We start from the raw sequence: 14,870 nt of genomic DNA, 5'->3' as shown, positions 1-14,870 counted from the left end.
AATTTCTCTGAACTCTCAAACAATTTTTTCAAGAGGCACAAGAAACATTCTGATCTTATCGTCATCCCTCTCGATAACTTCGTTCAATTCTTTGATTTTGGAAGTTAATGACTCGATTAGATCATCGGCGGCAAATGCGATCATACGCACAATATTATAACCAGGATAGGGACGATTGCCGAGATGAGCATCCGTATTGTGCCCCTTGCCTTTTACGTTTTCCCACTCCGTAAAATAGTCAATGCTCAATTCGCTGAGAGCATTTGAAACTCGGTCTTCAAGTATGTCGTGATAAATTACAAATGCAAGTTTCATGTTTCACCCTGAATTTTAGAAAAAGGTTATTTAATATTCTTATTTTTTTTATAAAACAATTTCTTAATAAAGCCGAAAAATCTTTTTTTACCGAGATCATCAAGAATGGAATATACAACCGGAACAATAAACAGAGTAAGTAATGTTGAAGTTACCAATCCGCCAATTACTGCTTGTCCCATTGGCGCACGGAACTCAGCGCCTTCACCAAGACCTAATGCAACAGGTATCATTCCAAATATCATTGCGAAAGTTGTCATTAATATCGGTCGCAATCTTGTTGGACCGGCTTTAACTAAAGCATCAAATCTTGATAAGCCTCTGTCACGTAACACATTGGTAAAATCAACAAGCAGTATTCCGTTTTTAGTAACTAATCCCATTAGCATAATTATTCCTATCATTGACATTACAGAGAGTGAACTGCCGAAAATCAACAGCATAATTACTGCGCCTATGATAGACATGGGGAGGGCAAGCATAATTGAAAATGGATGTATGAAACTGTCAAACTGTGCAGCAAGCACAATGTAAACAAATACTATTGCAAGAAGTAGTGAAATTAAAATATTCAGAAAAGCATCAGACTGCATCTTACCCTGTCCAATTACTTCAATAGTATAACCTGGCTTAAGTTCCAATTTGTCTGTTTCTTTTTTAATATCTGCCAACACATTACCAAGCAATCGTCCCTCAAGATTAGCATCAACACGTATCTCTTTTTGCCTGGCATATCTGTTTATTTTAGAAGGTCCAAAATCCTGAGTAATAGAAGCAACGTCACTGATTGGAAGCACCCAATCTTTTAATCCAATTTTTTTATTACTTTTAATTGTGAGCATGGCAAGATCGTTTAAATTACTCCTATCTGATTTTTTTAATCTCACCCGAACATCAATTTGTTCGTCACCCTCCTGGTATTGTGTTGCCACATAACCATCAACCATTGATCGAATTGAAGAAGCAATAACTAAAGGACTAACAGCAAGATCGGATGCTTTTTCTCTATCAATATTAATCCTTAGTTCCGGCTTTGAAAGTTCCAAACTATTTTCGACATCCACTGCCCCGACTGTTGATTTGACAATGTTTTCAACTTTACGGGAAATCAACTGTAATTTTTTTATGTCTTCACCACGCACACTCATTGTTACAGCCTTTTCGTTTCCACCCGGACCCCCCGGAACACGGATTCCAATTTTAGCCCCGGCAATATTTTTAACTTCTCTTCGAATTTCTGACATCAAATCTTTATCAGATTTTGTTCTATCATGGGTAGGGATAAGTTTAACTAAAATATTAGCTTTTGTTACAGGGTCATTACCAGATCCGATAGTTGTTAATATAGTTTTGACTTCTCTCTTATTTTTCAATTTAGTCTCCACCTTTTCGCAGATTGAACTTGTTTGATCAAGAGAACTTCCTGGCGAAGAGTTAATAACAATACTAAAAGAACTTTGATCGCTTTCCGGGAAAAATTGACTGCCGAGTAATCCCATTAACATGAAACTACCAATAAAAATTAATATCGCACTAAAAACAATAGTCTTTCTATGGGTTAGCGACCAGCGTAAAGCTTTTTCATATTTAACATTTAATAATTCAAAAGAGTGATTAAAGTAATAGAGAATCTTTTTAAAAATATTCCCATCTTTTGTTAATGCCTCATCTTCTCTATGAAGCCACTTTGATGCTAACATTGGAGTGAGAGTGAAGGCAACAAATAGCGAAACTAACACTGCCGCCGAAATTGTTATTCCAAATTCGTAGAAAAATCTTCCAACAATACCCGGCATAAAAGCAACTGGAACAAACACAGCAACAATTGTAAATGTGGTTGCCATAACTGCAAGTCCAATTTCTTCAGAAGCTGATTTCGCTGCCTCGAGAGGAGTTTCACCTTGCGACATGTGTCTGTATATATTTTCTATCACTACGATAGCATCATCAATTAGCAGCCCAACTGCAAGGGAGAGGGCGAGTAAGCTCATCATATTCAGAGTAAAATTTAATGCATACATCAAAATAAAGCTGGCAATAATTGAAGCAGGTAGTGCTAAGCCGCTGATAACAGTTGCCCTGAAGTTCGCAAGGAATAAGAAAATGACAATTACGGCAAGCAAACCGCCGTAAAGAATATCAAACAAAACATCGTTTATCGAATCTTTTATGAATATGCTGTTATCCTGTGCAACGTTAATTGCCACACCGGATGGTATTTCACTTTTTAGTAATTCAATCTGTTTGTTTACTTCCTTTGCAACCTGAACTGTATTGCTTCCGGATTGTTTTATGATATTTAATCCAACTGCGATTTTGCCATTAACTCGTGTTAAACTCTTTTTCTCTTTTGTGCCATCCACTACATTTGCAACATCGGAAAGATAAACAGGTCTTCCCATTGGAGTAGCGACAATTATTTTATTAAAGTCATCAACCGATTTGTACTTGCCCATAGTTCGTACAAGAAGTTGAGAGTTACCTTCGGTAACATTGCCTCCGGGAATTTCAACGTTTTGTGCACCAACATTCATTATCACGTCTTGAATAGAAATATTATACGCACGAAGTTTAGCAGCATCAACTTCAATTTGAATTTCACGTTCGGCACCGCCTACCAGATCTACCGAGCCGACACCGGGAATATTTTCTAATCTTTTCTTTACCACATCCTTTGTAAAGGTGGTAATGTCTTTTTCAGACATATCACCGGCAACTGAGAGCGACATGATCGGAAAACTTGCAGGGTCGTATCTTTGAATTACCGGGTCTTCAATATCAGATGGGAGTTTTGCACGTATGGCAGAAATTTTTTCGCGAACATTTTGAGCAGCGTCTTTGCCGTCAATTTCAAGTTTAAAAGTGATTACAACAAGTGAAACATTTTCCTGCGAAGTAGATTGGATGAAGTCAACGCCTTCAACCGGGTTTACTGCATCCTCAATAATTTTTGTAACATCAGTTTCAATTTGCTCGGGACCGGCACCGGGCAGTATAGTTGTTATTACTACTACAGGAATATCTACATCGGGATAAAGATCAACATTTAATTTTATGAAAGAGAACAAACCCAGCACAACCAATGACATAATCATCATCGTTGCAAAAACAGGGCGTCTTATTGAAACATCAGCTAATTTCATTTTTAGTCCGAATTACTTTTATATTTTACCAACTAATTATTTGATTCTATAACAACAGTTCCGTTTTTCAGATTGTTCATACCAAGACTTACAATCTTATCACCAGCATTTATACCTGTAAGCACTTCAACATATTTGCCCTCGGTCAGTCCAGTTGTAATAGATTTAAAATTAACTTTGCCATCATTAACAATAAAAACTCCGGAAACATTTTCGTATTTAGTAATAGATGTTAACGGAATAGACAAAGCATCTTTTTGGGTCTTTAAATTCACTTGCACACGGCAGAACATTCCCGGTTTGAACCATTTGTCGCTTGTATTTGAAAACAAAGCTTGAACTTCAAAGGTGCGTGATTGAATATCGGCGGATTTTGAAATCTGAATGATTTTTCCCGGTTGAATTAAATCCGGTTTTAACTCAGAATAAACATTTGTGCTTTGACCTATTTGAAAATCTGCAAGATCGTTTTCACCGGCATTGAATTTTGCTTTAAGTTTATTAATGTTAGCCACAGTTGCCATAACAATTTGCGGATTTGCAATATCACCGATGTTTACGTTTAGAGATGTTATCACACCAGAGATTGGAGCAGTGATTTCTACTGTACTTTTTGCGGCTTCAAAATTTGCTTTTGCTACATCATAAGCTGTTTGGGTTGCATCGAGTGATTGATGGGAAACCGCACCTTCGTTAAAAAGATTTTTCATTCTTTCAAGATTCTTCTCTGCGTTAAGATATACCGCCTGCGATTGAAAGTACTGAGAAGATGCACCACCCTTATCAAGCATGAAAAGCACTTTGCCCTGAGAAACGAAATCTCCGACTTTTATTTTCACTTCGGTTATGCGCTCTGGAATTTTTGAAACGATATTTGCTTGTTCTTCTCCTTCCAGAGTGCCGGAAAACGTTTTAGTAATATTTAATTCCCTTAACTTCGCAATTTCCGTTTCTACATAAACAGTATCTGTATATTTAGTTTTATCAATGGTATCTGATTCTTGTTTTTTTTCACTGCATGCTTGTAATGTTATTAATCCTATAACGATCAGCAGTGTAATAATGGATGAAAAGAATTGTGTTAAAAGTTTCATAAAAAATAATTCTCCTGTTAAAAATCTTAATCGTTGAGTTCGCTGAAATAAGAAAAATACTCGGGGTTAGTTCTACCAAGTAATTGTTCAAGTTCAAATTTTGTAATTAAGTATGAATATTTAGATTGAACCTGATTCAATCTTGCCTGTTTCAATTCCTGATCAGCATTTTGTAATTCTAATTGACTGCCTGCCCCTTCCTTGTACCTGACTTTTGCAATATTATAAGCACGTTCTGCAACTTCAACAGTTTTGCCCTGCACAGTTACTAATTCCCATACTCGTTTAAGTTCAAGTAATTTTGAATTGACATTAAGAATTGTGTACTCTTTAGCTTGCTGCAATTGTTCTTCCGTCTGTCGGAAAGTTATAGTTGATTGTTCAACTGCATTTTTAGTTCTGTTTCCCTGCCATAAATTTATAGCAAAATTTAATCCAACAGTCATCGAAGAATAATTCTGAAAATCCCACGTTTCAGATGAGCCGGAATAAGAATAATTTCCGAAGGCGGCAATTGTAGGCCAGTATTCAGATACATCAAGCTCGATGAAAGCTTCGTCAACTTGTTTTTTCAAGTCAAGACTTTTTAAATCAAAGTTTGATTGCAGAGCTTCATTTATCAATGCCTCTTCATCATTAATAACAATGGGGGAGTAATCAAAATTTCCCTGAAGCTCAATCTCTTTTTGTTGATCAAATCCAATCACGATTTTAAGTGCATCTTTAGATGACTTAAGCATGTTTTCCATTTGAAGTAATACCGGTCGAATATTTTCCACTCGTACTTCTGCTTGAAGATAATCAAATTCCGAAACCATTCCTTGGTCAAATAGTGCTTTCACGTTTGCAAGATTTTCCTGTGCATTTTGAAAACTTGATTTAGTGATTTCAGAAATTTCTCTGGCTATTAAAACATTATAAAAAGATTTCTGAACAGATAAAACAGTTTTAGATACCTGATTATTCAATTCAGCCCTTGCAAGGTTGTAATAAGTTCCTGACGCACCTATTCCTTTAAAGACAGCAGAACTAAACAGAGTTTGAGTTAAAGTCAATTCGGTCTGATAATTATTTGAACGCGAGAAAGATTGAAGTACAGAATTAACCGGTACAAATTTATCCTCATTACGAGGGAGAACATTTTCATCAAATAAGATTCCATAGGTAGCATTTTTTAATAGAGCGCCAAAATCGGGAAATGGTACTAATGGTTTTTTTATAAAATGAGAAAATCCTGCCGACAAATCAAGGCGGGGGAGTGCATAACCATAAGCTTCATCAACTGCTGCTTCAGATTTAGCAACGTTTAGTCGAGCAATTGAAATATCTTTATTATTCTTGAGTGCATAATTGATTGCATCATCAATAGAAATCACTTCCGTTTGAGCGATAGTATTATTTGTGAAGCATAGTGATAGTAATAAAATAACTGAGGAAAGAATTGAAATTTGTTTTTTTGCCTAATCATTTTAAAGCTCATACTTTTTCAAAAAAGAAAACTAAAAAATTAAATTGATCGGAGATTGTGGAGGAAAGTATATTTCTAAAATCCATACTCCTCTGTATCAACTCCAGAATATAAGAACCAGAATTTTTGCTAATCAAATCTAAGCAACAAAGAGTAAATAATATATTTTAGCTAAACTAAAAAGATTGAAGTTGTGATAAAAATCAATCAATGATGATTTGATAATTCCGACTCTATAACAGATTAATATACTCTATTATAAAATATTGCCATCAGTTTACTTTCAAACGTAAGAAAAAATGTGCTCGCTTTATGGCAGCCTAAATTTCACTTTAATTTTATTATTAATTAAGTTTTGATTGTTCTTGATAAAAGTTTCGTAATAACTAGCTATTCATTAATCAAAAAGGGAGAAACAAAATGAGTAAGTTTTTACTTGTTCTGATGTTAGTATTCACATCATTGATTTATTTTTCTTGCGATACTGCCGAAACACCTGAAGACCAGAATACCGATATTCCTGCAGATCCATCCGGTGTAACAGTTCCAACACCTGTCCATAACAACGTTTTACCTTCTGCTTCTTTTACTTCTGATGCCAATAGAGTAAAATTAAATCTAACTGGATTAATTGACCCTACTTCAAATCAACCTATAACATTATTTTACGATGCAAGCAATCCATCTGCTTCAAACATATTTGTTGAAGAGGATGGTGTTGTTCAAGGGTTAAAAGTTTCTAAGGTAAGCACTGGAAACGTATTAACCGCTGATATTGTTTTTTGCGTTGATAATTCAGGCAGCATGGGTGAAGAAGCTGATTCAGTTGCTGCAAGTATAATCGAGTTTGCCACTTTCTTACAATCCAGCGGACTTGATGTTAAATTCGGAGTTGTTGGTTTTGGCTATGGTGATGTTGACGGCGGTATAAATTTTACTGATGCTGCATCTATTAGTAATTATTTAAATAGATATACCGGCACGGACAGGACAATTGGATTTTCGGGACCTGACAGTGCTACGATTGAAAACCGTGCGTATAGTTTTGGTTACGCTACTGATGAAAATGATGTTATCGCTTCAATATTTGCTGACTCTGTCTATAGTTGGAGAGCTGGAGCTCAAAGAGTTTTCATCAACTTTACAGACGAACCTACACAATCAGATGCTGTAACATGGAATAATGCAATGGGGTGCAGCTTACTTAGTGGTAAGGCAACTGTTCACACAGTTTTTAGCGGCGATACGACTTATTATAATAATTCATATTGGGATGAATATGATGAAGAACCGGCAGCGCTTTCCAGATGTACTGGTGGAACAATCAAATATATTCCTGAAGATGCTTTAGGATTAAATTTATCAGATTTACCCGTTGCCGGTGCACTTGCAAATAGTTATTTAGTTGAATTTGTAACTGCAAACACAGGAGTTTCTCACACTGTTAAAATTACTATTTTCACTTCAACAGCAGATGGATCACAAACATTTACTATAACGTATTAGATTTCTACACACCTTTGATAAGCCAGTCACTGAGAGGTGATTGGCTTTTTTTATTTTTAATTTATTAACCTAGCATTTCTTAAACATATCCAACTCAAAAAAGTTTTCCAGAAATAAAAAAAGCTTCCCTATTATGAAGCTTAGTTGCGGAGAGGGAGGGATTCTGGCAATGCCATCGGTACCGGTTTACCCAGTATTAAAAATTCATTCCAATAATTATATTAAATAATTTTATTTTCCTTCAACCAATGGTATCCAGTTAAGCTTTTGAAAAAGTTTTCTCTTTTGATTGCTTCGGTTCTGGATGAAAACTCTTCAAAATAAATTATATCCCAGGGCAGAAATTTTTTTGTGTAAGAAGACAAGCCTGAATTATGTTCAATAAGTCTCTTTTCTAAATCAGACGTATAACCGTAATAATGCTTGTTATGATTTTTACTTCTAAGAATATAAGTAAAATATTTTTCCATAATAAAAAAATGCTTCCCTATTAGGAAGCTTAGTTGCGGAGAGGGAGGGATTCGAACCCTCGGTACCGGTTTACCCAGTACGGCGGTTTAGCAAACCGCTACCTTAAGCCACTCGGCCACCTCTCCAATAGATAGAAAATTAGTATTTCAAAATTAAGCTAATCGGTTTAGTCCCAATGGTAAACCACTCGGCCACTCTCCATAAAAAGTAAATTTTATTTTAACTTGAATTACCTGTCGTTTTTGGTTAAACATTCAGGCTGAAAAATTTTGTGTGCAAAGATAATATTTCTGTTTGAATATTAAAAACTTTGTCAATTCTCTTTTACTTTTTTATAGATTAATACAATAAGAAATGCTGCAAAAGCAAGTGTCACTGCCATTGGTCCACTGGAAAAATCATATTTAAAAGCTAAGAATAATGCAATCGGTGGAAGCGAGGCTCCAATTATTACAGCTATCAGAAAAACTTTTAACACACTTTTACCGATCATTATTCCCATAGCTGAGGGAATAATTAAATAAGCAAAAGTAAATACATCACCAACATATCTTGTTGTAAGGGAAATTCCTGTTCCAACTACAATGTAAAATAGCAGCAGCCATAGTTTTGAATTTATTCCATAAGCTGAAGATGACTCAGCATCAAACACTACAAACTTGAGCTGCTTTTGAAATAATGTGAAAAATGTTACTATAAAAAATGTAATGACAAGCAGTGAATAAAACTCACGCGAACCAATAAATAAAATATCACCCTTCATTATTGATTCTATCTCGGAAAGTTCCGCTACAGGACTTTTTTGTATGATCATTATTCGCGCTGCGATTGCTACCACGAAAATAATTCCCAGCAGTCCGTCTTGAGTTAAATATTTTTGTCTGTGTGTCTGTGAAAATATTATAACTACTAAGAGTGAAAATAGAAGTGAAAAGAACGCCGGCTCAAAATGATGTAGATATGAATCTTCGGTGATTACAATATTGAATATAGATGAAATCAGAGCTTCAATATTTATTAAATGAAGAAATGAAAATGCTACTCCTGCGATTGCAACTTGAGTTAATGATGCACCGAGAAAAACTACTCTTTGCGAAACAACAAACACTCCGAGAAACCCGCATATAATTCCTGCAAGAATGCTTCCGAGAATTGCATAGGGAAAAATTTCTATTAGCTGTTGAATTATTTCCAATTTAATTCCTGTGCTTTAATGTGATTATAAATTCGTCATTCAATTTTGTTACCGAAAATGAAGAAGAATAAGCTTTCATTAAATTTTCTTCCGAAAGAATTTCTTCTATTCTCCCAAACTGAAAAAAGTTTTTTTCAATCAGGATTATTTTTTTAACATAATTTGCTACATCCGTAAGCAAATGACTTACAAGCAGAATAGTCAAGTTTTGTTTTTCATGAAGCTCGGAAATTAATTCGAGTAAGCCGTAATGGGAGGGTGTATCCATTCCATTTGTCGGTTCATCAAGAATTAAAATATCCGGCTCGACAGCCAAAGCCCTTGCGATCAAAGTTCGCTGTCTTTGTCCACCTGACAAACTGTTATAAAGTAAATTTTTTAAATCGGCTATTCCAACTTTTTCTAAACTTGATAAAACGTTTTCAATGTCAACTTTCTTTGGAGAAGAAAAAGTCGGCAGCAAAGAATATCTTCCCATCATCACCACATCAAATACAGTATAGGGAAGAAGCGGCTGCACCACATCTCTCTGCGGAACATAACCGAATCGTAGATCGTCCTTTATTATTGATCCCGAAAGCGATCTAATGCTTCCTAAAAGAGTTTTTAGAAAAGTCGTTTTACCGGCACCATTTGGTCCTACCAATCCAATGAAATCATTTTGATAGATTGATAAGGAAATACTTTTTGCGATGGTCTTTTTGTTATAACCGATTGCGACTTCAGTAAACTTTATTATTTCTTTTTCCATCTGTATTTATTCCTTTGTGAAACTTTGTGCCTTCGCGACTTGATTACTTGTTTTGCCACCAAGGCACGAAGACACAAAGAGATCACAAGGTGATTATTATTATTTAGTGATTTGATTAATTATGTAATCCATCATTTTTATGTATGTATCAACCCCTTCCATTCCATAAACATTAACCGGGACTTTGATTACTTTCGCACCGGTTTTTTCAGCTATTTGATTCGGGGCATTATCGCTGTAAAAATTTTCCATTACGATTTTTGTTATTTTATTTTTCTTTACAAGATTGATAACATCAGCATTGTGCGATGGTGTTGGAGTTATACCCGGCTTTGGTTCAACATAACCGGCAATCTTAATTCCAAATCTTTCGGCAAAGTAAATCCAGCTTGCATGAAAAAATACAATCGGCTTATCTTTTAAAGCAGACAGTTTATTTTTCCACTCTGAGATTTTAGCATCTAACTTTTTTGAATAGGCTTCATAATTCTTTTTATAGAAAGCAGAGTTTTCGGAGTCTTTATCTGAAAGCGCTTCATAAATTTCTTTAGCCATTACTTTTACATTTTCAGGATCAAGCCAGTAATGCGGATTGCCGTAAGGATGAATATCACCTTGACTTGCATCCACCTTTCCTGTTGGAACTTCTTTTTTTGAAATGTCAATTGATAAATCAACTACTTCCAATTTTGAATTGCGCGAACCATCAATTAATTGCTGTGCCCACATTTCCAATCCCAAGCCTATCTTCATCAGCATATCTGCTTTGCGAAGTTTCATCATGTAACTTGGTTTTACTTCGAGGAAGTGCGGATCCTGATCACCGCGGCAAAGGTAATCAACTTCTACTTTATCTTTGCCGATCTCTTTTACAAGATCATAAATTGTTGAAGTTGTAGTTACTACATTCACCTGTGCAAATGTAAGGTTGAATATGAAGAACAATGCTAATAATATTATTTTTTTCATTTTAATTTCCTTTTCAATATTTAGAATGGATGAGCTTTATGTGGTCCGAGTGAAAATATCATCTGAAGTTTTATCGTTGTTTCAGAATCTCTCGGAGTTCCGTAGGCATAATTGAAGAATAAATTTTCTGCCCCCAGCCTGAAGGCAAGAGTTTCCTCAACAGGATAGAACCCAAGCCAACCGGAAATACCCTGAGTTTTATTTTTATCATCATTACTTAAAGTTGCATAGCCAGGCTCATCGCCGATTATCCCATAAGTGAAATCATACTTTGCCCCGACGCTAAATTGTTTCGCAAATTGATAATCGAAATAGATGAAAGCACCAAATGTTTTGATGTTTTCATTCGGCAATGAAGCATCTTCAGTCGTTCTATTAACTTCTCTGCTGTTTAACATTCCTTCGCCTTGAATTACTAACGATGTGTAAGCATCAGCGCGATATTTATATTTGAAATCCAAACCTGTGTAAGTGTAATAAAGTGCTTTGCGTGAATCAGAAGTTAGGTAATCATACGAGTGCACGCCATACGAGCCGTTTAAACCAAGTTCAAGATCGCTGTAATCATCTAACTGAAAAAAATTACCCCATCTTCCAACAAAGACCGGATTATTACCCCGCAAGTCGTAAAAGGTTGAAGCATCTTCAGGATCGGAAGCAACGGTTTTTGCAATTGCATCACCTTTAAATATTCCAATATCTAAAGAAGAATAAAAATTCTCGAAGGGGAGGGCATAACTTACATCGAACCCAATGTCGTTAAATCCTTCTGCTCCAAAATAAATTTGATGAAACAAAGGACGCTCTAAGAATGGCCAGGCGTGCGGATGGATTGTATTTATCTTACCAAAGCCAACTAAATATTTTCCTGCTTTAATTTGAAGATCAAGAGGCAAACCTCGAAGCACTTGTGCATACAATTCTTCTACAGCAAATTCACCATCTTCATAAGCAATATTGGCTGTTGCCCTTGAGTAAGGATTGAGATATCCATCAATGAACAGCTCCATTGAAGGAGTTTCAAAATTTAATTTGCCATATTCCGGTGTATCTCTTATAAAATTTGAATATGTATTAAACGTTCCGATTAAACTTATATCGGGATTTGTGTTCGATTGCGCTTTCAATACTATAAAACATGAAAGCCAAAAAAAGAAAAAAAATATTTTTCTCATAAAGAGTCTCCAATAAATTTATTTTAAAACTAATTAATTATTGTGGAGCTAATTCCACATCAATAAAGCTTTGAATATATTTAGGAGAAGGAGGGAGGACCGCGAAGAGGATTTACGAGATTATAAAAATTAGAAACTAAAACTTCATTTGTCGTTAGTAAAGCAGGAACTGAGAAATATTTAATGCTAAGCTGTTTATCTGCCGAGTAATCTAAATTAAAAATACTGGTGCTGAATTGCGCAAGCTGACAAAAGGTTACGCCGCTTAAAATGATGTCAGAATTGTTTCTTTGCGGTAATTCGGTCTTGATAGAATTTTCATTTAACAAACTGATATGGTGAAAATGAAAAACACTGACCGCTAAAAACAAAAAGTAAATGAACAAAAATGTTTTGCTTAAGCCGTGACGGTATTTAGATAAATGAATCATTACTGAAACAAACATAAAATATTTTAAGCAAGCAGGCAAGGTGAAAATGTACCGCAAGTAGAATTGCCAAATGTGGTTTACCAATTGTGCAGCAAATTTGATTTGAGTTGATATCTTATCTCGGCTAATTCAATTCAATGCGTTTGAAATAAATATTAAAAATAGTTCCATTTGGTTTATTATCAATCACTTCGATTGAACCGGATGCTTCCTCTACTATTGATTTTACGAGACTTAAGCCCAAGCCAAAACCCTTTATACCTAATTTTTCAGCCTGCGGCGTACGATAAAATTTTTGGAAGATGTTAGCTTTCTCAAAATCATTAATCCCAATCCCATTATCCTGTACCGAGACAACTATTTTATCATTTAAAGATTTTGCTATTACGAGTACTTCCTCCGATTCGGGTGAATATTTAAGTGCGTTATGAATCAGGTTTTGCAAAACCATATATACTTTTTCTGATTCACCTCGCAAATAAAGATTGTCTTCTATTTCATATTTTATTTTGTAATTCTTAAAATAATTAAGGACATCACCTCTGATTAACTTACTCAAACTAAAAACCTTTTTGCATTCTGATTTTATTTTTCCGCTCTTAGCAATCATCAATAACGTTTTAATGATATTGATAAGGTTATCTACCTGTCCCTCAAACCCTACCAAAGCTTCCTTGTACTGATCAGCAGTTCTTTCTTTTTTTAACTGATATTCGATCTCGGTCCGAATTGCAGTTAATGGGTTCATTAACTGATGCGATACATGATCGGAGAAATGTGTTATCTCATTTACGTGGTCTTCAATTCTTTGAAACAGGCCGTTTAATGTATCTCTTAGTCGTCCTATCTCATCCAGCGGGTCAGCCTTAACACTGATTCTTTTACTCAGGTTTTCAGCATTAAATCTGTTTGCGTTATCAATTATATTATTTATCGGTTTGAAAGTTTTTTTAGCGGCTAAAACACTGGCTGCAATAATAATCAAAGCTATAATGAAAAAACCTATAAGGTTGAACATAATTAATTGATTAACTATAATTTCAAAGTCTCTTTCAAATATACTTAGCCGCAATGTAGCTTCATGATTTCCATCGGTATTCATTAATTTTAGATAACCTGCTCTGAAGTTTTTTCCCTCGAAACTGTAACTGTTCGTGGATTGAATTTTAGTTGTATCAAATTCAGTATAAGGAATATATTTATAAAGATTAATATTTCTGCTGTTTATTATTTGTTTTTTTTGAAGATTGAATATCTGAAGGAAGTAGGATGTTGACTTGTATTCATATAGATCGGATTCATAAAACTCACTCGAATCAATTACAGTTATGGAATTTTTATTTACGGATAATCCTTTGCTGATATTTTCGATTTCATGAGCAATTCTATTATCAAGATTATTATGAAGAATAAAATAAATTAAAAACATGAGCAGGATATTAAAGAGCAATAGTACTAAGAAAAAAATAACAATATTTATTGCTGTCAATCTTTTAACAGACCGTGTTAAAAAGGGAAGCTTAATATTATTCTCCAATTAAAATATATCCTTCGCCGTAAATATTTTTTATATAATTCTTCCCGGTAATATCTTCGATTTTTTTCCTTAGGTTTTTGATAGTTGCTTCACAGATATTTGTTTGCGGGGTAAAATTCAAATCCCAAATTTCTTTGCAGAGTAATTCCTTATTGATAATAACGCCCTTATTCCTGATCATAAACTTTAGTAGGTCAAATTCTTTATCAGTTAAATGAATGTCTCCTCCGGCAGAAGTAAATACTTTTCTTTTGTTTAAGTCAAGTTTCAGTTCTTCGAACTCCAAAATATCATTAGAATTAACTGATCTTCGAATTATTGCATTTATTCTTGCAAGCACTTCATCGAATGAAAAAGGTTTGGTAATATAATCATCAGCGCCTGCATTTAGAGCCTCCACTTTGTTCGAGATATCAACAAGTGCAGTAATTAAAAGGATAGGGATTTTTTCATTCTGAAGTCGGATATTTTTGCAGACTTCCAATCCGGTAAACTTTGGCATCTTCCAATCAAGTAATACCAGGTCAAAATTTATTGAATTAAATAATTTAATTGCCTGCTCACCATCAGAAGCTATTATTGAGTGAATTCCTTCATCTAGAAAATGCTTTTTTAAAGTTGCAGCAATCTGGTAATCATCTTCAGCTATAAGAATTTCCATATTAAAATTGAATTAAAGTCCTGTTGCGCAAAAATATTCTTTTATTTTCTATATGCAACCTTAGAAAATGAAAATCTTTTCATTATTGTTTTCTTGAATCAGGATTGCCCAAACTATAATTTAGTGATGAACTAAATTATTATTTTTATTAACT

Annotated in this window: 13 protein-coding genes and 1 tRNA gene; 1 reads left to right on the top strand and 13 read right to left on the bottom strand. The window is 34.6% G+C overall.

The features are described 5' to 3' along the window. Positions 1–15: 15 nt before the first annotated feature. The 4 genes from IPH11_10960 to IPH11_10945 are packed head-to-tail and all read right to left on the bottom strand — an operon-like array spanning position 16 to position 5,928. Positions 16–315 carry a hypothetical protein gene (locus IPH11_10960; GenBank protein ID MBK6914131.1) on the bottom strand — a complete coding sequence of 100 codons (300 nt, stop codon included), beginning with the start codon at positions 313–315 and terminating at the stop codon, positions 16–18. Between the two features lie 26 nt (positions 316–341). After that, complete coding sequence (locus IPH11_10955) at positions 342–3,458, bottom strand: efflux RND transporter permease subunit (protein MBK6914130.1); 3,117 nt, start codon at positions 3,456–3,458, stop codon at positions 342–344. Between the two features lie 32 nt (positions 3,459–3,490). Then, complete coding sequence (locus IPH11_10950) at positions 3,491–4,552, bottom strand: efflux RND transporter periplasmic adaptor subunit (GenBank protein ID MBK6914129.1); 1,062 nt, start codon at positions 4,550–4,552, stop codon at positions 3,491–3,493. A 26-nt stretch (positions 4,553–4,578) separates the two neighbouring features. Then, positions 4,579–5,928, bottom strand: a complete 1,350-nt coding sequence (locus IPH11_10945; GenBank protein ID MBK6914128.1) for a TolC family protein — start codon at positions 5,926–5,928, stop codon at positions 4,579–4,581. 512 nt (positions 5,929–6,440) lie between these two features. Between IPH11_10945 and IPH11_10940 the strand changes: the two genes are divergently transcribed. After that, the gene (locus tag IPH11_10940) at positions 6,441–7,526 is read left to right on the top strand and encodes a hypothetical protein (GenBank protein MBK6914127.1); all 1,086 of its coding nucleotides are present in this window, start codon (positions 6,441–6,443) and stop codon (positions 7,524–7,526) included. 221 nt (positions 7,527–7,747) lie between these two features. Here the strand turns inward: IPH11_10940 and IPH11_10935 are convergent, their stop codons facing one another. From IPH11_10935 to IPH11_10895, 9 genes are all read right to left on the bottom strand, one after another. After that, a complete protein-coding gene (locus IPH11_10935) occupies positions 7,748–7,996 on the bottom strand; it encodes a GIY-YIG nuclease family protein (GenBank protein ID MBK6914126.1) in 249 nt (82 codons plus the stop codon). 36 nt (positions 7,997–8,032) lie between these two features. Continuing rightward, a tRNA-Ser gene (locus IPH11_10930) sits at positions 8,033–8,122 on the bottom strand. 188 nt (positions 8,123–8,310) lie between these two features. Further along, on the bottom strand, positions 8,311–9,192 hold the full coding sequence (locus tag IPH11_10925) for a metal ABC transporter permease (protein MBK6914125.1): 882 nt from the start codon (positions 9,190–9,192) through the stop codon (positions 8,311–8,313). A gap of 1 nt (position 9,193) precedes the next feature. Next, on the bottom strand, positions 9,194–9,943 hold the full coding sequence (locus IPH11_10920) for a metal ABC transporter ATP-binding protein (protein ID MBK6914124.1): 750 nt from the start codon (positions 9,941–9,943) through the stop codon (positions 9,194–9,196). 99 nt (positions 9,944–10,042) lie between these two features. Next, positions 10,043–10,912: a zinc ABC transporter substrate-binding protein gene (locus tag IPH11_10915; protein MBK6914123.1), complete on the bottom strand. Its 870-nt coding sequence runs from the start codon at positions 10,910–10,912 to the stop codon at positions 10,043–10,045. Between the two features lie 20 nt (positions 10,913–10,932). Further along, the gene (locus IPH11_10910; GenBank protein MBK6914122.1) at positions 10,933–12,087 is read right to left on the bottom strand and encodes a hypothetical protein; all 1,155 of its coding nucleotides are present in this window, start codon (positions 12,085–12,087) and stop codon (positions 10,933–10,935) included. 80 nt (positions 12,088–12,167) lie between these two features. Continuing rightward, positions 12,168–12,533 (bottom strand): hypothetical protein, encoded by a 366-nt coding sequence (locus tag IPH11_10905; GenBank protein ID MBK6914121.1) that lies wholly within the window; start codon positions 12,531–12,533, stop codon positions 12,168–12,170. Positions 12,534–12,642: 109 nt separating this feature from the next. Next, positions 12,643–14,007 (bottom strand): HAMP domain-containing histidine kinase, encoded by a 1,365-nt coding sequence (locus IPH11_10900; protein ID MBK6914120.1) that lies wholly within the window; start codon positions 14,005–14,007, stop codon positions 12,643–12,645. Between the two features lie 37 nt (positions 14,008–14,044). Next, positions 14,045–14,716: a response regulator transcription factor gene (locus IPH11_10895; GenBank protein MBK6914119.1), complete on the bottom strand. Its 672-nt coding sequence runs from the start codon at positions 14,714–14,716 to the stop codon at positions 14,045–14,047. Positions 14,717–14,870: the final 154 nt, after the last annotated feature.

This window comes from Ignavibacteriales bacterium (assembly GCA_016709155.1).
GTDB lineage: Bacteria > Bacteroidota > Ignavibacteria > Ignavibacteriales > Ignavibacteriaceae > JADJEI01.
This window is presented reverse-complemented; position numbering and strand designations above follow the sequence as displayed.